This is a genomic window from Saccharopolyspora sp. NPDC049357 (assembly GCF_040677225.1).
GTDB lineage: Bacteria > Actinomycetota > Actinomycetes > Mycobacteriales > Pseudonocardiaceae > Saccharopolyspora.
In genome coordinates this window covers 47,730-74,501 of the sequence record NZ_JBFAQJ010000024.1, presented here as the reverse complement: position 1 = coordinate 74,501, position 26,772 = coordinate 47,730, and the positions used below count along the sequence as shown (strand labels likewise).

Sequence of the window (26,772 nt, the reverse complement as noted above, 5' to 3'; positions counted from 1 at the left end):
TCGATGCGGCAACGTCACAGGTCGTAGTTCACGACGACGGTGGGAGTGGTCGGCCGCGCTTGGCAGGTCAGCACGTAGTCGTCGGCGATCTCGTCGTCGTGCAGGGCGTTGTTGGCCGCCATCTCGACGCTGCCGGTGCAGACCTTGGCTCGACAGGTGGCGCACGCAGCGGCCAGGCACGAGTAGGGCATGTCGCCGCGGATGCGCATCGCCGCGTCCAGGATCGTCTCGGTGCCGGGCACCAGCGGGAACGAGGTCTCCTCCTCGTCCACGATCACGGTGACCTCGCTGGGCGCCACTCCTGCGGGGGCGGCGGGTTCGTCCACCCCGGGCTGACGGGTGGACCCGGCGACGAACAGCTCCAGGTGCACGTGCTGGGAATCGACCCCGTGGGCCAGCAGGGTGTCGCGGGCGGGCAGGACCATCGGCTGCGGCCCGCACAGGAACCACTCGTCGGCGTCCTCCGGTGGCACGAACTCCTCGAAAAGGCCTGCCAGGGCCTCGGGGGTCAGCTGCCCGGCGGCCACGTCGCCATCGACGAGGATCGGGCTGTCTGCGGGCTCGTCGCTGAAGTAGTGCCGGATGCGCAGCCGGTCGGGGAAGCGGCGCTGGAGTGCGGCCAGCTCGTCCCGGAACATGATCGAGTCCCAGGTCCGGTTGCCGTACAGCAGCGTGCACCGGCTCTTCTCCTCCTCCTCGAGCACCGTGGCCAGGATGGACAGGATCGGGGTGATGCCCGAGCCGCCGACGATGCCCACGTAGTGCTTGGCGTTGGCCGGATCCAGTTCGGTGAAGAACCGCCCGGTGGGCGTCATGATCTCCAGCACGTCCCCGACCTGCAGCTGCTCCATCGCGTAGGTGGAGAACGTCCCGCCCGGCAGGAGCTTGATGCCGATGCGCAGCCGACCGGAGCTCACCGGTTCGCAGATCGAGTAGTTGCGGCGCACGCCCTCGCCACCCAGGTCGGTCTGGACGGTGATGTGCTGACCCTGGGTGAACCGGTAGGCCTCGCGCAGTTCCTCAGGTACGTCGAAGGTGACCGCCACGCTGTCGGCGGTCAGCAGCTCGATCTCCGCGACGCGCAGCGGGTGGAACGTGCCGTGCCGCGGCTTCTTCGCCGGTGCCTGGGCCTGCTCGCGTCGGGCGCGGTCCTCGGTGACCTCGACCAGCTCGCCGATCCAGGCCGCCAGCCGCTCGGGGTGGGTCAGCTGGATCCAGTGCCCGGCCTCGGGCAGGTCCCGCCGCCACAGGTGGGGCAACCGGGAAGCGGTCTCCTCGTACATCCCCGGGGCCACGCACAGGTCGTGGCCGCCGATGACCACCTGCACCGGGACCTCCGTGCGCCCGTCTCCGGGGTGCAGCAGCTTGTGGGTGAAGTTGGCCCGGTACATCCACATGCCGCGCTTGGCGTCTGCGGCATTCGGGCCGGCGTACTCGGGTCCGGGGCGGATGCCCTCGCGGCGGCGCATCAGACCGAACCAGGCCCGTCCGGCTCTCGACAGCCACGCCAGCGGGGCGATCCCGGGCAGGTGGAACGCGCAGATGTACCAGGAGCGGGTCATCTGGTCGGCGAGGGCGGCCATGTGGCGCGGGATGGGGTGGCGCAGGCGGTCGCGGATCCACCAGGAGGCGTGATCCAGGCAGGGAGCGCCGAAGGCCGTGTAGGAAGCGAATCGGCGGGCGATGCGGGTACCGGTGACGGCCTCCCAACCCTGGATCGCTCCCCAGTCGTGGCCGACCAGGTGCACCTTCTTGCCGGGGGCGGTGATGTCCAGCACGGCCTTGAGATCGCCGACCAGCCGGTCGAGTTCGTAGCCGCCGTAGGACCAGCCCGGCCCGGACCGGCCGGAACCCCGCACGTCGTAGGCCACCACGTGGTAGCGGTCGGTCAGGTGCGGCAGCAACGGGTTCCAGACATCGCCGGTGTCGGGGTAGCCGTGGACGAGCACCACGGTGGGCGCATCCGGCTCGCCCCATTCGCGGGCGTGGAGCGTGACCCCGCCGCTGCCGGAGATCCGGTGTTCCTTCATCGCTGCACTCCTTGGATCCACGAGGCGGTCGTCCACTGCCACGACCAGTCGTCGGAGGCCACAGCCGCCCTGAGCTGGGAAGCGAGTGGCGTTACGTCGACGTTAAAGATCGTGGGCGTTCACCGGGAGCCGCTCCGTGGCCAAGGATTTAACATTTCCGGACAGGCTCACAGGGAGGCTTCGATGAGCGATTGGGATCTGCCTCGCGCCCCGGCGAGCGCCCTGGTGCTGACCGGACTGGGCGTGGAGAACGGAGTGCCGCACGAAGTCAGCTTGCGCGGGACCCGTCTGGACCCGGATGCGCTCGCCGACACCCAGGCCACCGTGACCGCCCACCAGGAGCTTCAGATCATCCGCAACCTGCTCAACGCTCTTGGCGAAGACGTGCCGTTGGGAATCGAGGCCGGGATGCGCTACCACCTGACCACCCACGGCATCTGGGGCTTCGCCCTGTCCAGCAGCCCCACCTTGCGCTCCGCGATCGCCGTCGGCCTGCGGTACGTGAACCTGACCTTCGCCTTCACCCGGATGTCCGCCGTCGAGCAGGACGACGGGATGCGACTGGTGCTCGACGGCTCGCACCTGCCCTCCGACGTCCGCCGCTTCCTGGTGGAACGCGAAATGGCCTCGAGCATTCACCTGGCCCGGCAGCTCTTGTCGGACCAGGGCGCCGTTTTCGAGGTGCACTTCCGGCACGCCGCTCCTCCTGCGAGCGCACCGCATGAGAAGGCGTTCGGCATGCGGCCGACCTTCCAAAGCGCCGACAACGCCGCCGTGGTCCCCGTCGAGCTGCTGGATCGTCCCTTGCCCCAGGCGGATGCCCACACCGCGGCGGTCACCGAAGACCAGTGCCGCCGGCTGCTGGCAGACCGGCGGGCCCGGGCAGGCATCGCAGGCACGGTGCGCGATCGCCTGGCGGCCCAGCCGGGGGACATGCCCGACATCGAGACGGTCGCCGCCGAGCTGCACATGAGCTCCCGTTCCCTGCGCCGGCGGCTGACCGCCGAAGGCACCTCCTACCGGGCGCTGGCCGATGAGGTCCGCGAACACCTCGCCGAGGAACTGCTGGCCACCAAAGCGCTGAGCGTGGAAGAGATCGGCCGCCGCCTCGGCTACGCCGCCACGCCGGCCTTCACCACCGCGTTCAAACGCTGGAAGGGCATGTCACCCCAGGCCTACGCTCGCCGCTGAACCATTCCGGTGGCCGGCTCGCCCGGCGGATCATCGTGGCGAGCCGGTGCGGGAGCCTCCCGTCACCGAGTGAGCAAGCCGCGGAGGTGCCCGCCAACTCAGTGAAATCGCTCCCGCTCGCGAGGACCGCCGGCACCAGCCGGTCGACATCCCGTCGTTGGCACGATGCCCTCCGGTTTTGCGGCCACGTGCGCTTCTGGCGGTGGCGAATTCGTCGACGTGGCGTGACATAGCACTCCCTCGCCCGGGTTGTGGATCTCCCCGTCGGGTCGTTACGGTCCCCGCCGGAACAAGGGTAGGCAAACCTAATTGGGTCTGGATGGTGAGCCGCGCGTGAACAACCGCGGCCGGTCCGGCCGTTCCTCGCCGCTTCGCGGCGCGAAATCGCACAACCCGACTACGAGGTGGAGCGCACGTGACGATCAGTACCCAGCTAGCGGGTGGCAGCAGCGGTCCCGGATTCTTGCGTCCGCTGCTGGCCACCGCGCTCGAGGCTCTCGAGAAGGGGACTGTTGAGCGCGATGGCCCCTTGCCCGCAGGCGGTCCGGGCGCCGTCAGGTCGCTGTTCTCCGGCGAGGTGCTTCCGGCGGAGGGACAGGGCGCGGAGACCGCGCTCGCCGGTGTGGCGCAGGGCTTCACCACAGGGGCGGCGGATCCGGCCGACCCGGGATGCGTGGCGCACCTGCACACGCCCCCGTTGGCGGTCGCGGTCGCGGCGGATCTCGTCGCAGGGGTGTTGAACTCCTCTTTGGACTCCTGGGACCAGGCGCCTTCGGGCACCCAGATCGAATCGGAAGTCGTGCGCGCGCTGTCCTCGCTGGTCGGCTACGACCCCGACGTCGCCTCCGGGGCGGTGACCTCGGGTGGTACCGAATCCAACCTCACGGGCCTCCTGCTGGCGCGGGAACACGCGGTTGCTCGAGCTTTCGGCGCGCAGGCGGTCGCTTCGGGAATTCCACCGGAGGCGCACGGGCGGCTTCGGGTTCTGTGCTCAGCGACGTCGCACTTCTCGGTCGCGCGCAGCGCGGGAGTGCTCGGACTCGGCGAGGACTGCATCGTGCACGTTCCCGTCGATGACCAACAGCGGATGGACGCGAACGCACTTCGCGTGGTGCTGTCCGACTTGAGCGACCGCGGCGACATCCCGATCGCGGTGATCGCCACGGCAGGTACGACCGACCTCGGCACCGTGGACGCGCTGTCGGACATCGCCGACATCGCCGCCGAGCACGAGGTGTGGATGCACGTCGATGCCGCGTACGGCGGAGGTGCGTTGTTCTCCGAGCGGCTGGGTCCGTTGCTGGACGGGATCGGGCGCGCTGACTCGGTCGCCATCGACCTGCACAAGCTGGGCTGGCAACCTGTCGCGGCCGGGGTGCTGCTCGCGCGGAGAGCCGCCGCGTTCGATCCGATGGAACGCAGGGTTGCCTACCTCAACACCGAAGATGACGAGGTCGCCGGATTCCAGAGCCTGCTGGGGCGTTCGTTGCGCACGACCCGTCGACCGGACGCGCTCAAGATCGCGGTGACCTTCCGCGCCCTGGGGCGTCGCGGGCTCGGTGAGCTCGTTGATCAATGTCACGAGCAGGCGTTGCACGCCGCCGCGGTGTTCCGCGACAGTCCCGATTTCGAGCTCTACCAGGATCCTGTGCTGACCACGGTGATCTTCCGCTACCGGCCGGAATCCCGCGACTCGGACCAGGTCAACGCCGAATTGCGGCGGACACTGCTGACCGAGGGCCGGGCGGTGGTCGGGCGCACCGAACTGGACGGCTCGGTGTGGCTCAAGCTCACGCTGCTCAACCCGCACACCACGCCCGTCGAGATCTCTGCGCTGATCGACGACGTGCGCGCCGCTGGAGAAAGGGAAAGCCGATGACCGGCATCGCGAGCGCGATGGACCACTCTCGTGTCGCCGATGCGGCGACCATCAACGGACTGCTGCGGTGCTGGTTGCGCGAAACCGCCGCGGAGGTACCGGAATCGGGGGTCCTGCAGTTGCCGCTTCCTGCCGCTGGGACGAGCGTGCACGTCGATGTGCTGCGCTGCTCGCCGACCGGTCACCACCAGTTCGGTGAGGTGCGGTTCCCCGGCGGTGGTGTGGTCAACGCCGTGACGTTGGCGGGGCTGCTGTCCGCGGAGAGCACGACCGACCCCGACACGGCCTCGGACCTCGTCGGACGCGTGGCGGACTCGCAGTACCGCACGGCTCGCCACCTGCGTGAACGTCGCGCTGAGACGGTCGTTCCGCAGGAAATCACGCCGTTCCTGGCCGCCGAGCAGGCCCTCCTGCTGGGGCACCCCATGCATCCCACGCCGAAGAGCCGCGTGGGCTGGACCGATGCCGAGGCCACCGCCTACTCCCCGGAACTGCGCGGGGCTTTCCAGCTCCACTGGTTCGCCGCGGACCGGTCCGTGGTGTCCTCGCAAGGCGAAGTCGCCGACCTGCTGGGCGGCTATGCCCCGGAGGTCGACGCGGGAGCGGTCGCGGTGCCCTTGCACCCGTGGCAAGCGGCAGAGGTGCGCGAAAGGCCTGGTGTGCGAGAGCTGTTCGACACCGGACTGCTGCGCGACCTCGGACCATCAGGCGTGCCGTGGTTCCCCACCGCGTCGATCCGGACGCTGTACCGGCCGGACGCCCCGGTGATGCTCAAGTTCTCGCTGGGCATGCCGATCACGAACTCCAAACGGGAGAACCTCCGCAAGGAGCTGCACCGCGGCGTCGAGATCGACCGCTTGTTGGGATCGGGGCTGGCCGCCGAGATCTCCGCGGCTCATCCCGGGTTCTCCATCGTGCGCGACCCTGCCTGGCTGGCCGTGGACCCGGCCGCCGGCAGCGGCAGGCAGGAGAGCGGGATCGAGGTGGTCGTTCGGGACAACCCGTTCGGCGTCGACGAGCGCGCGGCATGCGTGGCCGGGCTGCTCGCCGAGCGGCCCGACTTGGGCCGATCCGCGCTCGGAGAGCTCATCGCGGGATTGGCCGACCGGACCGGCACGACGGTCGCGGAAGTCTCCGAGCAGTGGTGCGCCCGCTACTTCGACAACGTGATCGCGCCGGTGCTGTGGCTCTACCGCGCCCACGGGCTGGGACTCGAAGCGCACCAGCAGAACACCGTCGTGGCCCTGGACGCCGAGGGCTGGCCGTGCGGCGGGTGGTATCGGGACAACCAGGGCTACTACATCTCCGCGACCCGGGTCGGCGAGCTGGAGCGGTTCCTGCCGGGCGTGGGCGAGTTCGGTGACAACCGGGTCGAGGACGCCGTCATCGACGAGCGCCTGGGCTACTACATCGGCGTCAACAACCTGCTCGGGCTCGTCGGTGCGTTCGGCTCGCAGGGTCTGGCCGACGAGCGGCGGCTGCTGGGGCTGCTCGGTGAACGGCTGCGGGAGTTCTCCGACCTGCCGCTGGCCAAAACGCTCGCCGACGCGACGACCCTGCGCTGCAAGGCCAACCTGCTCACCCGCATCGACGGACTCGACGAACTCGTCGGGCCGCTTGAAACGCAATCGGTCTACGTCGACATCGACAACCCGTTCGCAGAGGGGGAGACCGTCGCATGACCCGTGTGCACGACCTCGTCGGAGTCGGCATCGGACCGTTCAACCTGTCCCTGGCGGCCCTGGCCGAGCCGGTGGACGATCTCTCGGTCGCGTTCTTCGACGCCAAGCCGGAGTTCTCCTGGCACTCCGGCTTGCTCATCGACGGCACCACCTTGCAGGTGCCGTTCCTGGCGGACCTGACGACCCTGGTGGACCCGACCAGCCGCTGGTCGTTCTTGTCCTACCTCCGCGAGCACGAGCGGCTCTTCCCGTTCTACTTCGCGGAGAACTTCCACATCTCGCGCCGCGAATACGATCACTACTGCCGGTGGGTGGCCGATTCGCTGCCGTCCTGCCGCTTCGGACACCGCGTCACCGAAGTGCGCTGGGACGCCGACGACCAGGTGTTCCACGTCGAAGCCGAGGACGTCCAGACGGCGCGCCGGGAGACCGCGGTCACCCGCAACGTGGTCCTCGGCGTGGGCACCGAGCCCGTGGTGCCGCAGCCGTTGCGCGGGCTGCTGGGCAAGGAGGTCTTCCACGCCTCGTCCTACCTGGAACGCCTGGAGTCGCTGCGCGGCGCCGAGGACGTGACGGTGATCGGCTCCGGGCAGTCGGGCGCCGAGGTCGTGCTCGACCTGCTGCGGCACCAGGAAGAAATGGGGTGGCGGCTGCGCTGGCTGACGCGCTCGCAGGCGTTCGCGCCGATGGAGTACTCGAAGCTCGGCCTCGAGCACTTCACCCCGGACTACACCCGCTACTTCCGAACCCTGCCGCAGGAAACGCGGGACCGCGTGGTGCCCGCGCAGTGGCAGCTCTACAAGGCCAGCAGTGCCGGAACGCTCGCGGAGATCCACGACGTGCTCTACGAGCGCAGCATCGGTGGACGCTTTCCGGACGTGACGCTCATGCCGAACGTGGCCGTGACAGGTGCGCACCAGGACGGCTGCGGTCTTGAGCTGGCGTGCCACCACATCGAGCAGGATCGCGCGTTCGACGTCCGCACCGACCGGGTCGTGCTCGCCACCGGGTACTCGGCCAACACGCCGTCCTGCTTGCACTCGCTGACCGACGTGATCGACTGGGACGACCGCGGTCGCTACCAGGTCGACGACCACTACCGATTGGCGCTGTCCGACGAGGTCACCGGCGAGGTCTACGTCCAGAACGCGGAGATGCACAGCCACGGCGTGGGCGCACCCGACCTCGGACTGGGCGCGCACCGCGCCGCGGTGATCCTCAACTCCGTCTCCGGTCGCGACGCGTACGCGCTGCCGCAGCGCAACGCGTTCACGACCTTCGGCGTCGAGTGATGCGCTCGCGGCACGTCCTGCTCACGGCGGCAGGACTGCACATGGTGACCGAAACCGCACTGGCCCCGTTCTACCCGGAACTGTTCCGAGCCGCGTTCGGGGTGCACGACCTCGCCGCGACCGGCTGGTTCGTGGGCCTGAGCCGCATCGCGGCGATCCTCGCACTCCCGTTGTGGGGGCTGGCCACGCGGCGGTGGCGCATGGAACACCTTGTGCTGTGCGGTCAATCGATTGCCGTCGTGCTGACCGGATGTCTCGCGCTGGCACCGAGCTGGGCGGTGTTCACCGCCATCGGCGTCGCCCTGGTCGCTGCCAAGGCGGTCGTGCTGCTGGCCTATCCGGCCACGGCCCGCACCCATCCGGAAGGACTGCTGTCGGGCGTGCGCCAGTACGTCGCGGTGCTGCAGATCGCGATCGTCGCCGCGTCCGGACTTGGTGCGCTGATCGTCAGTGCTCCCGATCCGACGCAGGCGTTGCCGCTGCTCGCGGTGGTCGAGGGCGTGCTCCTCGTGGTGTGCGCCGTCGCGCTGCGGTCCCGACGGGCGACAGGCGAGGAAACGACGGTCAAGCCGGCGGACGTCGTGCCCCTCACGGCACGAGTGGTGCTACCGACGGCGGTGCTGGTGCTGGGTTTCCACCTCGCCGGCAACGTGGTGCGGCCCTACTTCACCGAATACTCGTCCGAAGCGGGCTTTTCGGAATTCGCCGGTGCGTTGCTGTTCGTCGTCGCCCACCTCGCGGCGCTGGTCGCCGTGAAGCAGGTGCGGACGAGGCCGCCCGGGCTCGTCGTGCCCTTCGCCGTGGCTGCGGCGGGACTGGTCCTGCAGGCGGTGACGGCGGACCCGTTGCTGCTCGCGCTGGGGCGCGCGGTGTTCGGGGCCGGCCTCGGCCTCGGTCAGGTCGCGCTGGACGTCCGGGTCCTGACGACCACCCGGGGCTCGGAGGCGGTCTACGGGCTGATCGCCGCTGCCCAGCACACCGCTCTGCTGTCGGCGCCGCTGATCGCCACAGCCGGCGCCACCTGGGACCTGGCCGTTCCGCTCGCCACCGGCGCCGGGCTGTTCGCGGTGCTCGCGGTCACCACCGCCCTGGTTCCCACGACCCTTTTCCATCCCCGCTCTTCGGAGGTGTCAGATGTCCCTGTCCGTACCCGCTGAACTCACCGCGGACAACTGGCGGCGCGCCGGGCGCGATCTGCTCGCCAAATCGCTGGGTGAGCTGTCCTACGAACTGCTGCTCGAACCGATCGAACTGGACGCCGGCCGGTACCGGCTCGACCTGCCCGGCAACGTGTCGTACCGCTTCGCCGCTCGGCGCTCCGCGTTCGGGCACTGGAGCGTCGACGCCGAGTCCATCGTGCGCACCGCCGGAGACTCGCAGCAGCCGGCCGACGATCCACTGCAGTTCCTCCTCGACGCCCGATCGACGCTGGGAATCAGCGGTGACACCGCAGGACATCTCGCCCGCGAGCTGAACGCCACGCTGGCCGCCGACGCCCGGTTGCTCGGCACCGATGGCGCCACCGCCGCCGAGCTCGCCGATCTGTCCTACGTCGAGCTCGAAGGTCACCAGACCGGGCATCCCTGGATCCTTCCGAACAAGGGCCGGGTGGGTTTCTCCGCCTCCGACGTCGCACGCTACGCACCGGAATCGCGACAGCAGCTGCGCCTGCCGTGGATCGCGGTGCACGCCTCGCTGGCCCAGTACCGCGGTGTCGAAGGCCTCACTGACGAGCGGCTGCTCAGCGGTGAGCTCGACGAGCAGACACGTGGGCGCTTCGCGCAAGTGCTGACCGACGCGGGACTCGATCCGCAGGATTACGTCTGGATGCCCGTGCACCCCTGGCAGTGGGACGAGGTGGTGCTGCCCGCCTTCGCCCCGGACGTCGCTGAACAGCGGATCGTGCCGCTCGGCGATGGCCCGGACCTCTACCGGCCGCAGCAGTCGATCCGGACCTTCGCCAACATCGACGACCCGGGCAGGCACTACGTCAAGCTGCCGCTGTCGATCCTGAACACCCTGGTCTGGCGAGGGCTGCCGACCGAGCGCACGGTCGCCGCGCCGGCGCTGACGTCGTGGGTGCTCGGCTTGGCCGCCAACGACGAGTTCCTGCGCGACCACACCCGCGTGGTGCTGCTCGGCGAGGTCGCGTCGGTCACCGTCAAACATCCCGTGCTGGAGGAAATCCCCGAAGTCCCGTACCAGTACCTGGAACTGCTCGGGGCGATCTGGCGGGAGCCGATCAGCAGCAAGCTCGACAGCGGCGAACGGGCCCGCACCCTGGCCTCGCTGTTGCACGTCGACCGCGATGGACGCGCGTTCGTCAGCGAGCTGGTCGAACGCTCCGGTGCGGATGCCAGGACGTGGCTGCGCAACCTCTTCGGCGCGCTGCTACCACCGTTGCTGCACTTCCTCTACCAGTACGGTCTCGTGTTCTCCCCGCACGGGGAGAACACGATCGTCGTCTTCGACGGCGACGAGATGCCCGTCCGACTCGCCGTCAAGGATTTCGTGGACGACGTCAACGTCGCCTCCGCGCCCCTGCCCGAACTGGAGGACATGCCGCAGGAAGTGGACGAGGTCCTGCTGCGCGAGGAGCCCCAGTTCCTGTGCCAGTTCATCCAGAGCGGCCTGTTCGTGGGTCACTTCCGGTACCTGGCACCGCTGGTGGAGGAGCACCTCGGGGTGCCGGAGAGCGAATTCTGGGCGATGGTGCGCGCCGAGGTCCTCGCCTACCAGGCGGGCGCACCCCAGCTGGCGGACCGCTTCAAGATCTTCGACCTGCTCACCCCGGAGATCGAGCGGTTGTGCTTGAACCGCAACCGCCTGTTGTTGGACGCCTACCGCGACCGGCCTGAGCGTCCTCACGCCGCTGTGCACGGAACGATCCCCAACCCCTTGCACGAAAAGGGCGTCGACTGAGGAAGGAGCCCTCGCCGGGGAACGCGGCAACACCGCAGCGATCAGGTGATCGCTGCGGTGTTGGAGCGCCTGCCGCGCGTGGGTGAAAGGCGGAGAAGCGCCGCGGCTCAGGCCGCGGCCGCGACCAGCTGCGGAGCCGCTGCCGGACGCCCGCCCTCGATGACCTCCAGCGCCGGAACCTCGCGGCGGGACTTGCGGTCCAGGCCGCTCGTCACCAGGGCCAGCGCTAGGCCCACCGCGGACAGCAGCATCCCCACCAGGTTCGGCGAGAGCAGGCCGAGCCCGTGGGCGATCATCAGACCGCCCGCGTAGGCACCGATCGAGTTCGCGACGTTGAAGGCGGACTGCAGCGCGGCGGACACCAGCGACGCCTCCCCACCGGCCTTCTCCATGACCAGCGCCTGCATGATCGGCGCCACCATGAAGCCGACGGCCCCGATGGCGAAGACGGTCGCCGCGGCCGCCACCTTGTCGCCGGAGGTGATGGTGAACAGGCCGAGCACGACGGCGATCCCGATCAGCGCGGCGTAGACGCCGGGCATCAGGGCCTTGTCGGCGATCCAGCCGCCCAGGTAGTTGCCGACCGTCATGCCGAGCCCGGCCAGCGCCAGCAGCAACGTCACCGCGGTCGGCGAGTACCCGGACACGTCGGTGAGGATCGGGGTCAGGTAGCTCATGCAGGCGAAGGTTCCGCCGAGGCCGAATGTGACGATCGCCAACGCCAACCAGACCTGCGGTGACCGGAAAGCGGTGAGCTGGTCGATCACAGCGGACTGTCCCGGCTCGGGGCGACCCTGGTCCGGGACCAGCCGCACGATGGCGGCGACGGCCACGACACCGATCGCGGCGACCACGGCGAAGGTGGCCCGCCAGCCGAACTGCTGGCCGAGCAGCGTGCCCAACGGCACGCCGACGACGTTGGCCAGCGTCAGGCCCATGAACATCATCGAGACCGCCTTGGCCCGGCTACCGGTCCCGGCCAGGCCGGCGGCGACCACGGCACCGGCGCCGAAGAACGCGCCGTGCGGAAGTCCGGCCAGGAATCGGAGGGCCACGCCGACCCCGGCGCTCGGGGCCAGCGCGAACAGCGCGTTCCCGGCGGTGAACAGCCCCATCGTCACGACGAGCATGGTCTTGCGCGGCAACCGAGCGCCGAGGATGGTCAACGCCGGAGCTCCGACGACGACGCCGAGCGCGTAACCGCTGATCAGGTGCCCGGCGGTCGGGATGGACACGCCGAGCTCGGCGGCGGCTTGGGGGAGCACGCCCATCATGACGAACTCGGCGGTGCCAATACCGAAAGCGCCAACGGCGAGCGCGAGCAGCGCGAAGGGCACAGTTCTCCTCTCGGGGAAGCAGACTCTGCGAGCAGTACGGGGGACGATGCAGATCACCGAGCTCGGGGAACCGACGATCTGTATCGATAAAGAAGAAGGCCAAAAGCAAGACAGTCGACCAAGCGGAACTCACGCTGTCATCGGCTGTCCTGGTCCCAGTCTCGACCCCGAACGGCCCCGATGTCCAACCAGAGGAGCGTGAACCGAAACACTCCGTGCATGAAACGCACCCCGCTGGCACCCACACGAGTGAAGAACAACCGCCAGCCTGTCCCACAGTAGCAACCCGTCACTGCTCACATGGTCGGCATGGCGTGACGGGTGGTGTGGGTGGTGTGCGTGATCCTTGCCCGTGTCGAGGCGCCGTTCGCCTCGGAAACCTGCAGCACGGCAGCGGTCAGCCGCACCGAGCCCAACCGGGCAACGGCGGCGAACGCCGCAATTGTGTCGGTGCGGCACCGATCATCGACCTCGCCGATCGCGCTGGACAGCGCCTCTGGCGGGTAGCTTCGAGGTCTCTCGACCGCGCTCAGGGAACGTCGAGCGTCATGGTGACCGGGCAGTGGTCCGACGCCTTCGGGTGGTCCTGCCCGACGCCCGGGAAGCGCTCGTCGGCGTAGCGCGTCGCCCGCAACGGCAGACCTTTGCGCAGGATCTCGGGCTTCGCCGCATTGGCATCGGCGAGCGAGCGCGACAACAACAGGTAATCGAGTTGATGGTACTTGTTGCCCTTGGCCCAGAAGTGCGTCCAGCGCTCATCCTCGGGCAGCCGGTTGATGACGTTGTCGACCTGATCCCACTCGACGAGCTCGGTGATCCCGGAGTCCCCCTGGTCATCGGACTCCAGGTAGTCGTTGAGATCGCCCATGATGATGAAGGGATGAGCACCCGGGTTCGAACCGAACCGGTCGGTGACGATGCGCTGCACCGCCGCTGCCTGCAGCATGCGGCGTGAACGCGTCGCGGCACGCCCACCCATCATCGACTTGAAGTGGTTGACGAAGAGGGTCACCATCGTTCGTTCCGTCAGCTGAACGTCGACTTCCAGGCAGTCGCGTGAGAACAGCGAGCTGGTGAGGGCGTCCGGGTCCGCGAGGTGCTGGTACGAGCGGATCCGGGTGATCGGTGAGCGCGAGAGCACCGCGACGTCGATCCGCCTCGGATCGTTGCCGTCCACGCCCGCGACGTGGGGATATTCGGAGCGTCCCCCGAGCGACCGCGCGCGGAAGTTCTTGAGCGTGTCGACGTTCTCGACCTCCTGGAAGCCGATGAGGTCCGCCTTCTCGCTGCGCACCGCCGCACCCGTGATCGCCTTGTCGCCGGCGCCGAGTTCGCTGAACAGCGTCTCGTTGACGGTCCAGCCGCGCGTGTTCGCGAGCGATGGGTCAATTCCCTCTTTGAATCGCCACCTGGCGAAGAGGTTTTCGACGTTGAACGTCGAGATTCGCACGGCGGTCATCTGCGATCCCTCCGGACGGTCAGGGTGGGCGTTGGTCTGTCCGGGTCACTGGACGTCCTCGTCCGGCGGCGGCAACTGGAACGACGTTTCCCGTTCGACGGCGGCGACGCCGGGAAGCCGCTGGGCGCTGGTCAGGCGGTCCGCTGGAAGAGACCCGGTGATCACGCCGATGTCGCCGAGCACCTGATCGATCCGCATTCCGGCCAGGCGCAGCCTCTCGGCGAGCTCACCGATCTCCGCCAACTGATCGTCATCGACGGTCACCACGACCTGCTGAGGCTCCGTCGTCACTGCGATGCCTGGGCCAGTCCCGCGCCCACGTCGATCGAGGGCAGTGGCAGTCGTCGCGCGGTGCGGGTGAGCATCGACCAGAGCGCCGCGCCGGTGGCTCCGGTCTGCTGCGCCCACAGCGAGGCGATGCCGGCCACGTGCGGCGTGGCCATGCTGGTGCCGCTGATCGTGTGGTAGCGCTTGGTCATCGGCCAGGAGGAGTACACCAGCACTCCTGGGCCGACGATGTCGACCTGGCCACCGCTGACCGGGTTGCTGCGGGCGGAGAACTCCGCGATGTGCAGCTGGGAGTCCACGGCTCCCACGGCCATGATCGACGGGCTGTTGGCAGGGATGCCGACGAAGCCGACGTCGCCGCTGGACCGGTCGGCGTTGTTGCCCGCCGCTGCCACGATCAGCGCACCGCGATCCAGCGCCCGGCGGCCCACCGCCTCGTAGCGCTGCGACACAGCGGGGATGTCGGCGCCCAACGACATCGAGATGACCTTCGCGCCGTTGGCGATGGCCCAGTCGATCCCGGCGAGGATGTTGGTGTCGGTTCCGGACCCCTGATTGCTGAGCACCTTGCCGACCAGGATGTGCGCGCCGTGGTCCACACCGTAGCGGCGGCTGCTCGGCGGGCTGGGCGGGCGCTGCGGTCCGCAGGCGGTCCCGATGCAATGCGTCCCGTGGCCCTGACCGTCCTGCACCGTCTGACCCGACACGAACGATTGGGCGGTGACGTTCCGGCCCGCGAAATCCGGGTGTCCGCCGTCGAACCCGGTGTCGAGCACCGCCACCTTGGTTCCCTGACCGGCCGGCTGCGCCGTGGCGACCCCGGTGGCCTGCAAACCCCAGGTCATCACGGGCGTGTCGACGAACTGCGCCGCCGCGGGCTCCGCCAGCATCGCGGCCCCATCGGTTTCGCTCAACTGATCGCAGAGCAGGCTGGCCGCGTCGCGGAAACCGTGCAGGTAACCGGCCGTCAGCGCCTGCGGTTGGGTCAACGTGTGCAGGATCTGCTCGGGTTCAACCGCGATCACGCGGGAGTCCTCGTCTGCCGTGGCGATGATCGAACTCGCCCGGTCCGGGTCCGCGGACACCACGGCCACGCCCAGCTCGCTGAACACCATGGCATCGGCGGATTCGGCTTGGTCGACATCCAGCGCGCCGGCCGCGAAGTCGCTCGACCGCGCGACGTTGGCGACCCCGGCCACCGACCGCAACGCCTCGGCTGTCGCGGTTTCGTCGCCCTGCACGTCGTCGGCGAGCACCACCACGTAACGTCCCGTCGGCGCGCCCAGCTCATCGGGTACTCGGCGACCGAACTCCGGATCACCGTTGGCGAACGACGGCATAGCCCCAGTCATCACAACCCCCACCGCGTACCTGCGGTTTCCCGCATGTCAAAAGGCTTTGTGCAGAACCAAAGTGGCATTCCGACGACACCTCACGACAGGGCCGTTGGACCCGGAAGCAACTTTCACAATCCGGATCCGGGCAGCTTGGACCTCCGTCGGTTCTTCTACTGCCTGGGCACATCGCGACCGTGACAGGAAGTGGCTTCGCCAGTGTGAAATTGCGTCTGACTGACTGGCTGAAGCAGGCGGGCGGAGGGCTTTCAGCGGGAGCGTCGGGGTTCCAGCTCAGGTTCAGTGGGGTGTCCGGCTCTCCGATTTGCGAGGCAGGTCGTCGGGGCCCGGAGCCGGGACCGCACGCATGACCGCTGTACCCCGCTCGTCGACGAACCGCGTGAACAACTGCTGGGCGGCTCCGAAGACGATGGCCCAGGCGATGATCTGCGCCGGGGTGTCGAGCGCGGTGAGTCCTGGCAAGAACTGCCCCTGCATGAGCAAGATTCCGAGGACTGCTGTGAGCGCCCCGGTCGGCAACTTGAGCACGGCGAGGGTGATGGGCACGTTGGACGCCGTCGCCGTTCCGCGGAGTTGCTGCAGGGCCGCGGCGCCGGTCACCGCGGCGGCGATCAGACCGGCCAGTTCAACCACGAGGTAGTCCCACCCCTGAACGGGTAGTGATCCAGGGTTCGGGGCGCCCCCGGTCGGGCACACCACCGCGTGGTGCGTCGGTGGAACGGGCGGTACTGGATGGAAGCACAGGGGAAGCGCTGCGGGGAAGTAGAACGCGAGGAGCGCGATCAGGACAGCGATGGCGAACAGGCCACCGGCCCACTTGTACACCAGGTAGGTGAAGCTCCGCTCGCGGATGACCTCGCTCTCCTGCACGTGGTAGGAGGCGCGCACGGCTTCGGCGATGGATCGCCTCTGGACGGCCGTGGGGATTCTCCCGTTGCCTTCTCCCCCTGGGGCACCCCCGTTCGCTTGCCGCGGCGGTGGTGAGTCAGCCGGGCCGGCGCCACTCTCCCCGGCCACCTCCACGGTGGTCACCCGACGCCGGTCGTGCGGCGGGAGGTGGCTTTCGATCACAGCGACGAGATCCGGAAGCATGGCCCGCAGGTCCTGGCGCGGCATCACCTGCAGCAGCAGCGCGTGCGCGGCGTTCATGTTCGCCAGCGCCCCGTCGACGGCACTGCCACGCCAGAACCAACGTGCTTCGAGCACAGCTCGCTCCGCGGTGTCCAGTTGATCCCTGGCATCGATCACAAGAGCCCTGCAAGAGGCGCTCGACACCTGCTTCTCCACGTACCCCGCCAGTGCTCGCAGCTCGCGGATGTGCGCGAGGGTTCGCTGGGCCCACGGCCAACGGCGGACGAATCGCGGTTGCTGCGCCTCGGCCTCGTTCCGCTGCACCTCGTCCGATGCGGTCATCTCCGCTCACCTCGCTCGGCTGTACGAGACCACCGCGCGCGGGCGAAGCGCGCGGTGGGACCGCGGAACCCCGTGCTCCCCAACAGCGTCCCGTGGACGAATCTCCCGGACGGCCTCAGCGGTTGCCGGTCTGCTGCGGAATGCAGATCTTCTGGCCAGGATGAATGGTGTCAGGATCGGCGAGGTGGTTGTAGTGCGCGAGCTTCTGCCACTTCACGTGGTAGCGCTCACCGATTTCCGAAACCGTGTCCCCCGCGCGCACCGTGTAGACCTTGCACACCTGTGCATCGTCCGCCAAGCGGATCTCCTGACCCGGGTAGATCAAATCCGGGTCTCGGATGTCGTTGAGGTACTGGAGCTCCTCCCACGGAACGTGGAACCACTCACCGATCTCCGAGAGCGTATCGCCCCTCTGGACCGTGTAGGTCTCGCAATTCATCATGATGCCCTCCTCCGTGCACCCCTCGGGTGCGGTCTGCTGCGGACGTGCAGTCGTTCTCAGGAAGGTGCACACCCGTCCTCTCCGGCGATGAACCCGCTGGATCCACCAGCAGGTGCGCCCGAACTTCCCTAGCCCGATTGAACGGTGAGCTCGACTGCTCCGGCGTTGTTGAAGTAGAACCCCCAGGCGTCGTTGGCGAAGGCGTAGAGGTAGCCAGGGCGGAAGACTTCGAAGTCGGTGACGCCATCGCCGATCTTGAAGGTCGTGTGGGGCTGCTGGAGTTCGGTGTGCGGGTCCAGCGCGCCGTCGGCGATCACGCCGACCAGGCACATCCAGGGGGTCGCGTTTCCGCTGATGTCGGCGCAGACGCGTCTGGTGCCGAACACTCGCGCCTGATCGTTCCTCGTGGCTGCCCGGATTCCGGCTTGGAGCGCTTCCAGCGCCCGGAGACCTCCGCGCAGGAGTGCGGCGAGGGGCGCTCCTCCCGTTCGCGTTCCCGACGGGCCGGATCGGACGCCGCTGTCGGACCATTCGCCTCGTGCTGATAGCCGATAGGTGCCTGGGGTGAGCCAGATCCCGGTGTCGTTCCACGCTTCGCGGGCGTGGACCAAAGCCTTTGCCCGTGGCGGATCTCCGATGAGCGATTTCTGAGGCCGATAGCCTTCGACGACCTTGACGCGTTGAAGCGCGGATTCGTGGATCTCGCCCAGGGTGGTGTCGTGCCTGTTCTCGGCGAGCTGTGGGACCGCCCGCGGGTGCGGATTGACGAATCGGTAGAAGCTCCTGAGGTTCTCCGTGAAATCACCGGAGGCGTCCGGAGTGAGCGGCACCTGAGCGAAGGAGATGCCGCGTTCAACGGCCTGGTCGATCATCCACTGCAACGTGACGTCGGACAGGTGGCCGGTGCTGGCACCGGGCTCCTGATCGCGGCCGGAACCACCGACGCTCCCGTGGTTTCCGGGGAACCAGACCTGGCGGAAGGTCGAACCGTTCGCGTCGGCTCGAGAGGTCCAGAGCGTGGGGGCGAACGGGCCTCGCCGCTCGTCGAGTGCGACGGCGTGGCGAGCGTGAACCACGTGATCGCTGAGGCGCGTGTTGTAGAACCGGTACTTGCCGGCGTCGAACGTGTCGAGGATGCCGAACTCCGCGGGAATGCCCAGTGATCCCACCGTGTCCCACACGCCCAGGAAGTGCACCTGGACGGGATGTGCGAACCTGCGGTGGAACCAGCGGCGCCACACCGTCGCGCTGTCCGTGTTCCGGTGGTACGCGGTATAGACGTTCTCAGCGTGCGTGCGGTCGGATTCGCTGGTGCTGGGCGGCACGGGTTCGATCCCGTAGGTCGTCAGCAGCCCCGCCAGGTTCCGCGCGAGGTAGGCGCCGCGGCTGAACCCCACCAAGCTGATCTTGTCCGGACGACCGTCGGTGTTCTCGTGCTGGTAGTTCCGGGCCAAGAAGTCGTAGGCCTCGACCATCTTCGAGTCCAGCCCGAGCCCAACTGCTCCGGCGACGACGTCAGCGGGAAGGAAACCGGTGGTGCCGATCCCCGACACGTAACACTTCTTCTGCTCGCCGTCGGCGTTCTGATCAGCCACGGCATCGTGGAGACGACGCACGTTCGTCTCGTCGTGCGGGGAGTTCCAGGTGCCGTCACAGCACACGATCAGGTGCTTCACAGCTGCCCCCAAAGCAAAGCTTGACCTCCCAAGTCTCTCCGAGGCGCTCGCCACGCTGTACAGCCTTTGGTCCCGACTACACACCGCGAACGGCGGTGGGGGGCCATTCAGCAGTCTGCGGTCTTGGAGCGCCAGCGTGCGAGGCTGGTGCGGATGCCGAGCGTGCGGGGGTGAGTGGAGCCAAACACGCGTTCGCAGTCGAAGAGGAGCGCGGCGAGGTCTGCTGTCGCTGCTGCGGGATCACCGGATTCTCCGCGCCAGCGGGCGAGGTTGCTGCGGGTGGTCAGCGTGTCGGGGTGGTCTTCTCCCAACACGCGGATTCGGTCGGTCAGCACCTCCTTCAACATTGACACCGCTCCGGTCGGGTCGCCGGATTCTCCTTGCCAGCGTGCCAGGTTTCCGCGGGCGATCAGGGTGTCGGGGTGGTCCGGCCCCAGGACGCGTTCCCTGGCGGCGAGCACCTCTGCCATCTCAGTTGCAGCCTTTGCCGGTTCTCCGGCTTCGCCGTGCCAGCGAGCAAGGTTCCCACGGGTCCCCAGGGTGTCAGGGTGGTCTGGGCCTAGTACGCGTATCCGGGCGGTGAGCACCTCTGCCATTTCGGCTGCAGCCTTTGCCGGCTGTCCGGCTTCGCCGTGCCAGCGAGCAAGGCTGTGGCGAGCTACCAGCGTGTCGGGGTGGTCTTCACCTAGCACGCGGCGGTAGTCGGCCAGCAATTCTTCGAGCGCGTGTGCCGCCTCTGCGGGGGAGCCGGATTCTCCGCGCCAAAAGGCGTGACTGCGGCGAGTTGCGAGCGTCTCGGGGTGATCGGGGCCAAGCACGCGTAGGAAGTCGGACAGCACCGCTTTGAATGTCTCTGCAGCGCCCGGCGTGTCCCCGGCGTGCCCGCGCCAGCGTGCGTGTTCCCGGCGTGCAGTCAGGGTGTCCGGGTGGGAGGCCCCGAGATGTTCTCGGGCGACGATGTGCTGCTGTTCGAAGTAGTCGCGGGCTTGGGCTAGCCGGCCTGCGTTTCCAAGACTTGTGCCGGCGCGGAAGAGGACCCGATGGACACGCGACTTGCAAAGGTGCTCGCCAGCCGTGTTGGCTAACGCATCGGTGTTAGCGCGCAGCACTTCGGCTAGCACCGTGTCGCGCTCCACGTCCGGCCAGACGTGCTGCAGGGCATCTGCCGCTGTCTTGGCCACAAGCCCGAGGCGTCGTGGGACGAGGGCGTCACGTGTAGCGCGCTGGACCAAGGCATGTACACGCACGGCATGTGTGGCAGACGAGCGGTCGAGAGAGATCAGGCTGAGCCTTCGCAAGCACCCCAGAGCATCGCTGGCCTCCTCGATGCCGACCTCGTGGTCAATTTCCTCGCTCAACAGTCTTGTGATGGCCTGGCTAGTGAACACAGCAAGAGGGATGCCGTCAGAACTCAGCAGGCTCGCAACCTCCAACAGCGGCCCTGCAACGCCTGCAGGCTCGAGTTGATTCGCTTGTTCCATCGACAACGACCAGGTGATCGCCACCGTCTCACCATGTCCATCTGGCAGCCCCTCGGGTTCAGGAACGAGAGTGGCCAAGCGTCGATTGCGGTTGGCGAACCTCTGTCGGTACTCCGCACAGGACAGGCCGCGGTCCCACATGTAGGCGCCGGCCTGGGCTAACGCCAACGGTAGATATCCCAACGCGGCGGTGAGCTCTGCGGCACCGTCCAGGAGTTGTTTCTGGTCAGCTAGCGCGGTGTGGAGATAGGTGAGCGCCTCATCGGGGGTAAACGTGTTCAGTTCGATGATGTGCCGGCGGTGGCCGCGGAGGGCGGCGTCTCGGCGGCGGGTGGTGATCACCACCCGGCCGGTGGAGGTGGTGGGCGGCCACAAGCCGTGTAGATCTCTAGGGTTCCGCAGATCATCCAGCACTATCAGCCACCGAGCCGAGGTGGCCGAAAGCCATTCCAGCAGTCGTGAAGCGCCTTGCTCGGCTGTTAAGCCGTCGACGCCGGTCAAATCCTCGGCCACACGCGCGAAGGTGGAGGTGATAGCTTCCCGCGACGCCGCGGTCACCCACACCACGAGTTCGGCTGCGCGGGTCGCCCAAACGTGCTCGGCGTGTTCCAACGCGACCTGAGTCTTGCCCACTCCGCCCAGTCCCGAGATCACGACGGAACCTGATTCCGGCCTTGCCGGATCATCCGAGTGGTGTGCCTGGGCCAGCGCGTCTGTGACGTTGCGACGCTGAAACGCCGCAGCCCGGGGTGGGAAGCTCCCCGCGCGATGGGGCAAACCAACGGGCGCTCGCGCGTGGTTATGGACGTGCACGCCACCCTCGATCGTATGAGCTTGGACCACATTGCGGGCGGTGCCTGCTACGACGTTGCTGGGGGCCGTAGGTGGAACCTCGCGGCGATCACTCACACAGCAATTATCGCGTTGTCGTGATCCCGAACAACCGGATTCGGCCGGTGGGTTCCGGTCTTTGCGAGCGCGAATTGGCGTGTGGCATCTTCAGCGCCGTGCCGATTTGCGGCCCTGGAGGTGTGTCGCGAGCCTCCGTCGGGTCGGCAGGCGTGTTCAAGTCCCCCTCGGACACGCGACGTGAAGGACCTGACCGGCGCTATCGCCTCGGCCCCGAGGCCTACGTGGTGGGCAATATCTGGCCGCGATGGAAGCCGACGAGGCCGCCGCGATTGTGGAAGCCAACGAGCCCGAAATCGTACGGGACTACAGCCCGCTGTCGTCTGCGGTCATCCTCAAACTCGTTGAAGAGGCCCGCGAACGAGGCGGATTGGCGATCAACCGGGGTATGGTCGTCGACGACTCCGTCGGCATCAGCATGGCCGTGCCGGCTCGCGCCGGGCACCCGGTCGTGGCAGTGGGCATCGCGACCATCGCTTCGCGGATGCAACCCGGGCGTGAACAGTGGCTGGAGTCCCTGCTGCGCCGGGAAACCGATCACCTCGCCGGACGGCACCAAGGCTGAAGTACACCCCGGGAGCCAGAACTCGAAACCCGCCGCTTGCATCGGTGCCGCAGCCGTTTTGACGCAGTGTTCAATTGGTGAGTAGGAGCGCCCGTCGGGGTGCCGCGAACGGGCTGGTGGCGGCAGTCTTGACCTGCCATGTCGCCCGCCTTCGCGCGACAGCAGAAACATCTGCCCGTCGCTTGAACCCTTGCCGAGGTCGATCTAGCCGCAGGTCCGCTATCGCTGCGCTGGGTGGCTCTGCGGTCTGGGGCGTTCATGCGTACGCCCCAGACCGCAGAGCCGCAATGCGACGCTCGCCGGGTTCGGCGAGAACTCGTTGCTCAGGGGAGTGCTGGGAACCCCAATGCCTCGGTCATGAGCGAGCAGTAGCCGGCGTAGGTCCGCGCGATCGCGTCCGCGGCGTCGTCCCGGCTGATGCGGTGGGCGCGGAAGTTCTGCACGGCTTCCCACCAGATGCTGCGGCCGATGGCGAAACCGACGAAGCCGGCTTCGGCGGCGTCGCGCAACCAGCCGTTCACCACGTCCTCCTCGGCGTTCTTGCCGAGGACGACCGCGTCGACCGGGTGCTCCACTCCGGCCCGGCAGCGCTGGAGCAGTGCGGCGAAGCGCTCGGCGTCGGGCATGCCCTCCAGCTTCCACAGGTCGACCCTCGCCCCGGTCTCCTTGATGTGGTCGATCGCGGTGAGGGTCAGGTCGGGCAGCAGCTCGGCGTCGAATCGTTCGGTCGACCCCATGTCGCTGAGCTGTTCCGGTGTCGGCGGGACGATGATCTCGACCAACAGCGGTGCGCCGCTCTGCCGGACTCGGTCCGATGTGGATTTCAGGTCGAGCAGCTGCTTGCGTGCGATGTCGTCGGCGGCCGCCGGGTTGTACCGGACCAGCACCTTGGGGATGTGCGGCCGGTGTGCCGCGAGCAGTTCCCCGCTGACCGAGCGCGGCTCCTCCTCGTAGACCGACGGTTGGGACTTCTCCAGCGCCATCGACAGCTGGAGCCCGGCGTCCTTGATCCTGGCGGGGCTCTCGCCGCCGAGCTCCTCATCGACGAGCACCGCGGCCGCAGCCGGGTCCACCCCGTGGTCGCGGATCGCGCGGATCGCCCCGTCGGCGATCAACTCCTTGATCGCCACCAGCTCCTCGGTCTGCGCCGTGGTGAGCTCGGTGGTGCCGAACACGGCCTCCTTGAGCCAGAGCCGCTGGTCCATGGCCAGCATGAACAAGGGGTTCATCGGGGATCTCCGTTCTTCGAGGTGGGGATTCGCACCAGCGGTTTGAGCTGTTCACCGGATCCGAACGTCCGGTAGGTCTGTTCGAGGTCCGCGAAATCCGTGCGCACGCACAGGGTTCGGGCCAGGTTCGCGCCGATCGAGCGCAGCAGCGCCCAGTTGTCGTCGACCTCGTGCAGCGGGAAGTAGAACGAGCGCACCATCGTCATGTCCGTGCGCCGCCAGCGAGGTCCCATCGGGAATGACAGGTCTGTCGCGCCCTCACCGAGCAGCAGCAGGACACCGCCGGGCTCGACCAGTTCCCAGGCGAGCCGGCGTCCGGCTTCCGAACCGGACGCCTCGATGACGAGGGGGTGGGCGTTGCCGGGCAGATCGTCGGGCATTGGTTCGGCGCCGACCTCGGCCGCGGCGGCCAGCCGGGTCGCGGACAGGTCGCCGGCCAGCACGCGGCAGCCGAACAGGTGGGTGCTGACCGCGGCGGCACCCACGCCCAGCGGCCCGCACCCCACGACGACCACGTGGTCGGGGTCATCGGTGAGACCGCGCCGGGCCATGCGCAGTCCGTGACCTGCCGTGCCCACGGTGTCGAGCGCGAGGACGGCGACGTCGGAGGGCACGTCGTCGGGCACCGGGATGAGGTTGCGCGGAGGCAGGTCCAGGAACTCGCGAAAGCCGCCGTCCGCGTGCCACCCGACGAGGCTGTCGAGGTGCAGGCATCGGTTGGTGTCCTGCCGCAGGCACGCGCGGCATTGCCCGCAGAACAGCGGGATGTAGACCAGGACCCGGTCACCGGGTGTGAAATCGGCAGTGGTGGTGCCGGTGTCGGTGACCCTGGCGACGATCTCGTGGCCCGGCACGAATCGCGCCCCGTCCTTGAGCAGCCGCTTGTCCGAGCCGCAGAGTCCGACGAGCTCCGCGCGCACTCGCACCAGCCCTGGTTCCAACGCCGGGACCGGCTGTCGTTCGAAGTGAACGGCGCCTTCTCCCGGGAATCGTGCGACGGTCATCGTGGTCAAACCTGTCTCCTTCGTTCTCACCGGTCTGCGGCGGTCGTGAATGTCAGGCGACCGGGCTGAGCCGGTTCCACCAGCTGCGGAAGTCCGCGGGTACGTCCGGGCAACCGGAAGCCAGCGGGTACGGCACCGAGCGAGTCCGCCCGGCGACCTCGTCGAGCGGCACCGTCGAGCACGTGCTCGGGGAACGTTCGTCGTCGAGTGCCTCAAGGCTCACCATGAGGCCAGACGCCCCCTGGTGCAGCAGGTGCGCGGCATGGGCGCCGACCTGCCAAGCGTCGGTGCGGTCCCGCTCGGGCGCGAGCCACGACGCTGCCCGCTGGACCATGCCCAGCACTTCCGGCCGGGTCCGCAGACCGAGGGCGTCCGTGGTGCGTTCGGCGAGATCGCGGACGGCTCCGTTGCGCAGCAACCGGCCGGGGTGCGGGGCGTCGAACTCGGCGCCGGTGAGTTCCGGGACGGCTCCTTCGGCGACGACGACGAGGACGTGGCCGTGCCGGGTGAGGACGCGGTCGACCTCCGGAAAGAAGCCGGCCAGCGTCAGCGGGGCCTCCGGCGTGTACACGAGGTGCGGTGCGTCGTGCTCGCCGTTGCGCGCCAGCGCTGCGGCCAAGGCGAGCCAACCCACCCCGCGGCCGAGCACTTCGACCAGCCGGACTTGTTCCAGCGGTGCCATGGCGCGCAGGTCGGCGCCGAGCGCGTGCACGGCTCGCATCGCGTAGGTGCCCGCGGTGAGGAAGCCGGGGGAGCGGTCCGTGCCGAGCAGGTCGTTGTCGACGGTCTTGGGGATGCCGACGACCTGCAACGGCACGTCCAGCCGAGCGGCGGTGTCGGAGAGTCCCGCGGCCAGCGCCATCGACCCGTTGCCCCCGGTGACCGCGACGCCCTGCACACCGGCGCCGGTCAGGTGCTCGACGCCGCGTTCGAGCTCGTCGGCGTCGGGAGGGCGCCGTCCGGCACCGAGCACCGCGCCGGGCTCGGCGGCCATGGCCGGCAGGTCGGGGCGATCGGTGCGCAGGGTGGAGAAGTTCTTCTCCACCAGGCCGTTGGCGCCGCCGTGCACTCCCACCACTTCCGCTTCGCCCTGCTCCGCGGCCTGCTGCAGGAAGCCTGCGACGCTGGCGTTGATGACGGGGCTGGGGGCGCCGGCCTGCACGATCGCGTAGCGGGTGCTCACGTCGTGCTCCTCGCAGGTGCGGGGGCGTTCTCCGCCGTGGTGCCTCCCGATGCGGAGCCCAGCTCGCGCTTGGCGGTTTCTCCCACGTAGACGATGCAGATGAGCGTGATCACGCACAGCACCAGCAGGTAGGTGCTCACCGGCCAGGACGCGCCTCCGGCCCACGCCGCGAGCCCGGTCGCGATCGCCGGGGTGGGCGCGCCGGCGATCAGCCCCGACGCCTGGTAGCCGATGGAGATTCCGGAGTAGCGCACCGAGGTGCCGAACAGTTCGGAGAAGAACGCCGACTGGATGCTGAACATCAGCCCGGTGCCGACGGCGTGCATCAGGATGATGGCCGCCCACACGACCGGCACAGATCCTTGTTCCAACGCCCAGAAGTAGCCGAAGACGCCGACACCGCAGATGACGGCTCCCGCGCCGTAGACCGGCCGCCGTCCGATCTGGTCGGAGAGCTTGCCGAACAGCGGGATCAGCACGATCTGCACGGCGGAGGAGACCATGAAACCGGTCAGCACGACGTTGCCGCCGAGCCCGAGGGTGTGCGCCGCGTAGGAGATGGCGAAGACGTTGATGACGTTGAACGTCGCGGCGTCGGCGAGCCGGGCGCCCAGCGCGAGCAGCGTCTGGCGCCAGTGCGTGCGCAGCAGTTCGACGACGGGGATCGAGGTGGGCGGGGCGGCGGTGGCTCGCGCGGCCTTGAACGCCTCGGTCTCCCCGACGCTCACCCGGACCCACATGCCCGCGAGCAGCAACAACCCGCTGAACAAGAACGGAACCCGCCAGCCCCAGGACATCATGTCCTCCTGCGGCAGCTGCGAGACCAGCGCGAAGGCGCCTGCGGACAGCAGCAGACCGATGGGCGCGCCCAGCTGGGGAACGGAGCCGAAGAAGCCGCGCCGACCGTTCGGCGCGTTCTCGACCGTCAGCAGCGTGGCACCGCCCCACTCGCCGCCGATCGCCACGCCCTGCAGCAGCCGCAGAACCACCAGGAGCGCCGGAGCCCAGAAGCCCCAGGTCTCGTAGGCCGGTAGCAGACCGATCGCGAACGTCGACAGGCCCATGATCATCATGGTGGTCACGAGCATCGACTTCCGGCCGAGGCGGTCGCCGAAGTGGCCGAACACGACGGCCCCCAAGGGGCGGGTGATGAAGCCACCGGCGAAGGACAGCAGCGCCAGGAGCGTCTCGGTCGACGGGTCCGATGCGGGGAAGTAGAGCGTGCCCAGAACGAGCGCGGCGGCGGTGCCGTAGAGGTAGAAGTCGTACCACTCGAGCACTGAGCCCACCAGGCTCGCCGCGCTCACTCGGCGCATGTGTCTTGTCGCGCTCATCTGATCTCCATTGATCGGGAAGCCTCGAAGTCTCGGATTGCATGTAGATTGAACCAACTGCATGTAACGTGTCAAGATGTCATGGAACCGCACACCACATG

The 26,772-nt window shown here is 68.4% G+C and carries 20 protein-coding genes; 7 read left to right on the top strand and 13 right to left on the bottom strand.

Translation table 11 applies throughout. The features are described 5' to 3' along the window. Positions 1-14: 14 nt before the first annotated feature. Positions 15-2,030, bottom strand: coding sequence for an alpha/beta fold hydrolase (locus AB0J91_RS20420; protein ID WP_363871089.1), 2,016 nt, complete (start codon positions 2,028-2,030; stop codon positions 15-17). A 183-nt stretch (positions 2,031-2,213) separates the two neighbouring features. On the opposite strand from AB0J91_RS20420, the gene AB0J91_RS20415 reads away from it, so the two are divergent. The 6 genes from AB0J91_RS20415 (at position 2,214) to AB0J91_RS20390 (ending at position 10,996) form a co-directional block, all read left to right on the top strand. After that, positions 2,214-3,221, top strand: coding sequence for an AraC family transcriptional regulator (locus tag AB0J91_RS20415; protein WP_363871086.1), 1,008 nt, complete (start codon positions 2,214-2,216; stop codon positions 3,219-3,221). Positions 3,222-3,636: 415 nt separating this feature from the next. Then, the gene (locus tag AB0J91_RS20410) at positions 3,637-5,100 is read left to right on the top strand and encodes a pyridoxal-dependent decarboxylase (RefSeq protein WP_363871083.1); all 1,464 of its coding nucleotides are present in this window, start codon (positions 3,637-3,639) and stop codon (positions 5,098-5,100) included. After that, entirely contained in the window at positions 5,097-6,782 is a 1,686-nt protein-coding gene (locus AB0J91_RS20405; RefSeq protein ID WP_363871080.1) for an IucA/IucC family protein, read from the top strand. The genes AB0J91_RS20410 and AB0J91_RS20405 overlap by 4 nt, the downstream gene beginning before the upstream one ends. Continuing rightward, positions 6,779-8,074: a lysine N(6)-hydroxylase/L-ornithine N(5)-oxygenase family protein gene (locus AB0J91_RS20400; RefSeq protein WP_363871077.1), complete on the top strand. Its 1,296-nt coding sequence runs from the start codon at positions 6,779-6,781 to the stop codon at positions 8,072-8,074. Before AB0J91_RS20405 ends, AB0J91_RS20400 begins: the two co-directional genes overlap by 4 nt. Next, a complete protein-coding gene (locus AB0J91_RS20395; RefSeq protein ID WP_363871074.1) occupies positions 8,074-9,231 on the top strand; it encodes an MFS transporter in 1,158 nt (385 codons plus the stop codon). The genes AB0J91_RS20400 and AB0J91_RS20395 overlap by 1 nt, the downstream gene beginning before the upstream one ends. After that, the gene (locus tag AB0J91_RS20390; RefSeq protein WP_363871071.1) at positions 9,209-10,996 is read left to right on the top strand and encodes an IucA/IucC family siderophore biosynthesis protein; all 1,788 of its coding nucleotides are present in this window, start codon (positions 9,209-9,211) and stop codon (positions 10,994-10,996) included. Before AB0J91_RS20395 ends, AB0J91_RS20390 begins: the two co-directional genes overlap by 23 nt. Before the next feature lie 107 nt (positions 10,997-11,103). Here the strand turns inward: AB0J91_RS20390 and AB0J91_RS20385 are convergent, their stop codons facing one another. The 8 genes from AB0J91_RS20385 to fxsT all read right to left on the bottom strand — a co-directional run bounded on the left by AB0J91_RS20385 (position 11,104) and on the right by fxsT (position 21,260). Next, complete coding sequence (locus AB0J91_RS20385; protein ID WP_363871068.1) at positions 11,104-12,333, bottom strand: MFS transporter; 1,230 nt, start codon at positions 12,331-12,333, stop codon at positions 11,104-11,106. Between the two features lie 529 nt (positions 12,334-12,862). Then, positions 12,863-13,792, bottom strand: coding sequence for an endonuclease/exonuclease/phosphatase family protein (locus tag AB0J91_RS20380; protein ID WP_363871065.1), 930 nt, complete (start codon positions 13,790-13,792; stop codon positions 12,863-12,865). A 45-nt stretch (positions 13,793-13,837) separates the two neighbouring features. Next, on the bottom strand, positions 13,838-14,083 hold the full coding sequence (locus tag AB0J91_RS20375) for a hypothetical protein (protein ID WP_363871062.1): 246 nt from the start codon (positions 14,081-14,083) through the stop codon (positions 13,838-13,840). After that, positions 14,080-15,432 carry a S8 family serine peptidase gene (locus tag AB0J91_RS20370; protein WP_363871059.1) on the bottom strand — a complete coding sequence of 451 codons (1,353 nt, stop codon included), beginning with the start codon at positions 15,430-15,432 and terminating at the stop codon, positions 14,080-14,082. Before AB0J91_RS20370 ends, AB0J91_RS20375 begins: the two co-directional genes overlap by 4 nt. Positions 15,433-15,714: 282 nt before the next feature. Beyond that, positions 15,715-16,848, bottom strand: a complete 1,134-nt coding sequence (locus AB0J91_RS20365) for a hypothetical protein (RefSeq protein ID WP_363871056.1) — start codon at positions 16,846-16,848, stop codon at positions 15,715-15,717. A gap of 115 nt (positions 16,849-16,963) precedes the next feature. Further along, on the bottom strand, positions 16,964-17,362 hold the full coding sequence (locus tag AB0J91_RS20360) for a LysM domain-containing protein (protein ID WP_363871053.1): 399 nt from the start codon (positions 17,360-17,362) through the stop codon (positions 16,964-16,966). A gap of 56 nt (positions 17,363-17,418) precedes the next feature. After that, entirely contained in the window at positions 17,419-18,951 is a 1,533-nt protein-coding gene (locus AB0J91_RS20355; protein ID WP_363871160.1) for a DUF2235 domain-containing protein, read from the bottom strand. A 122-nt stretch (positions 18,952-19,073) separates the two neighbouring features. Beyond that, positions 19,074-21,260, bottom strand: coding sequence for an FxSxx-COOH system tetratricopeptide repeat protein (gene fxsT / locus AB0J91_RS20350; RefSeq protein WP_363871050.1), 2,187 nt, complete (start codon positions 21,258-21,260; stop codon positions 19,074-19,076). A 343-nt stretch (positions 21,261-21,603) separates the two neighbouring features. Here fxsT and AB0J91_RS20345 point away from each other — a divergent pair, with 343 nt between their 5' ends. Then, positions 21,604-21,921 (top strand): hypothetical protein, encoded by a 318-nt coding sequence (locus tag AB0J91_RS20345; protein ID WP_363871047.1) that lies wholly within the window; start codon positions 21,604-21,606, stop codon positions 21,919-21,921. 323 nt (positions 21,922-22,244) lie between these two features. Here AB0J91_RS20345 and AB0J91_RS20340 read toward each other — a convergent pair whose 3' ends face one another. The 4 genes from AB0J91_RS20340 to AB0J91_RS20325 are packed head-to-tail and all read right to left on the bottom strand — an operon-like array spanning position 22,245 to position 26,671. Further along, entirely contained in the window at positions 22,245-23,150 is a 906-nt protein-coding gene (locus AB0J91_RS20340; protein WP_363871044.1) for a 2-deoxy-5-keto-D-gluconate 6-phosphate aldolase domain-containing protein, read from the bottom strand. Then, a complete protein-coding gene (locus tag AB0J91_RS20335) occupies positions 23,147-24,154 on the bottom strand; it encodes an alcohol dehydrogenase catalytic domain-containing protein (RefSeq protein ID WP_363871041.1) in 1,008 nt (335 codons plus the stop codon). Before AB0J91_RS20335 ends, AB0J91_RS20340 begins: the two co-directional genes overlap by 4 nt. A 52-nt stretch (positions 24,155-24,206) precedes the next feature. Then, positions 24,207-25,337, bottom strand: coding sequence for a 6-phosphofructokinase (locus AB0J91_RS20330; RefSeq protein WP_363871038.1), 1,131 nt, complete (start codon positions 25,335-25,337; stop codon positions 24,207-24,209). After that, a complete protein-coding gene (locus AB0J91_RS20325; RefSeq protein WP_363871035.1) occupies positions 25,334-26,671 on the bottom strand; it encodes an MFS transporter in 1,338 nt (445 codons plus the stop codon). The genes AB0J91_RS20330 and AB0J91_RS20325 overlap by 4 nt, the downstream gene beginning before the upstream one ends. Positions 26,672-26,772: the final 101 nt, after the last annotated feature.

Excerpts from the sequence above, each read along its gene's own strand:
- AB0J91_RS20405 (WP_363871080.1), top strand. The coding sequence starts at position 5,097 with ATGACCGGCATCGCGAGCGCGATGGACCACTCTCGTGTCGCCGATGCG.
- AB0J91_RS20420 (WP_363871089.1), bottom strand. The coding sequence starts at position 2,030 with ATGAAGGAACACCGGATCTCCGGCAGCGGCGGGGTCACGCTCCACGCC.
- AB0J91_RS20395 (WP_363871074.1), top strand. The coding sequence starts at position 8,074 with ATGCGCTCGCGGCACGTCCTGCTCACGGCGGCAGGACTGCACATGGTG.
- AB0J91_RS20415 (WP_363871086.1), top strand. The coding sequence starts at position 2,214 with ATGAGCGATTGGGATCTGCCTCGCGCCCCGGCGAGCGCCCTGGTGCTG.
- AB0J91_RS20345 (WP_363871047.1), top strand. The coding sequence starts at position 21,604 with ATGGAAGCCGACGAGGCCGCCGCGATTGTGGAAGCCAACGAGCCCGAA.
- AB0J91_RS20370 (WP_363871059.1), bottom strand. The coding sequence starts at position 15,432 with ATGACTGGGGCTATGCCGTCGTTCGCCAACGGTGATCCGGAGTTCGGT.
- AB0J91_RS20325 (WP_363871035.1), bottom strand. The coding sequence starts at position 26,671 with ATGAGCGCGACAAGACACATGCGCCGAGTGAGCGCGGCGAGCCTGGTG.
- AB0J91_RS20365 (WP_363871056.1), bottom strand. The coding sequence starts at position 16,848 with ATGACCGCATCGGACGAGGTGCAGCGGAACGAGGCCGAGGCGCAGCAA.
- AB0J91_RS20340 (WP_363871044.1), bottom strand. The coding sequence starts at position 23,150 with ATGAACCCCTTGTTCATGCTGGCCATGGACCAGCGGCTCTGGCTCAAG.
- AB0J91_RS20335 (WP_363871041.1), bottom strand. The coding sequence starts at position 24,154 with ATGACCGTCGCACGATTCCCGGGAGAAGGCGCCGTTCACTTCGAACGA.
- AB0J91_RS20400 (WP_363871077.1), top strand. The coding sequence starts at position 6,779 with ATGACCCGTGTGCACGACCTCGTCGGAGTCGGCATCGGACCGTTCAAC.
- AB0J91_RS20390 (WP_363871071.1), top strand. The coding sequence starts at position 9,209 with ATGTCCCTGTCCGTACCCGCTGAACTCACCGCGGACAACTGGCGGCGC.
- AB0J91_RS20380 (WP_363871065.1), bottom strand. The coding sequence starts at position 13,792 with ATGACCGCCGTGCGAATCTCGACGTTCAACGTCGAAAACCTCTTCGCC.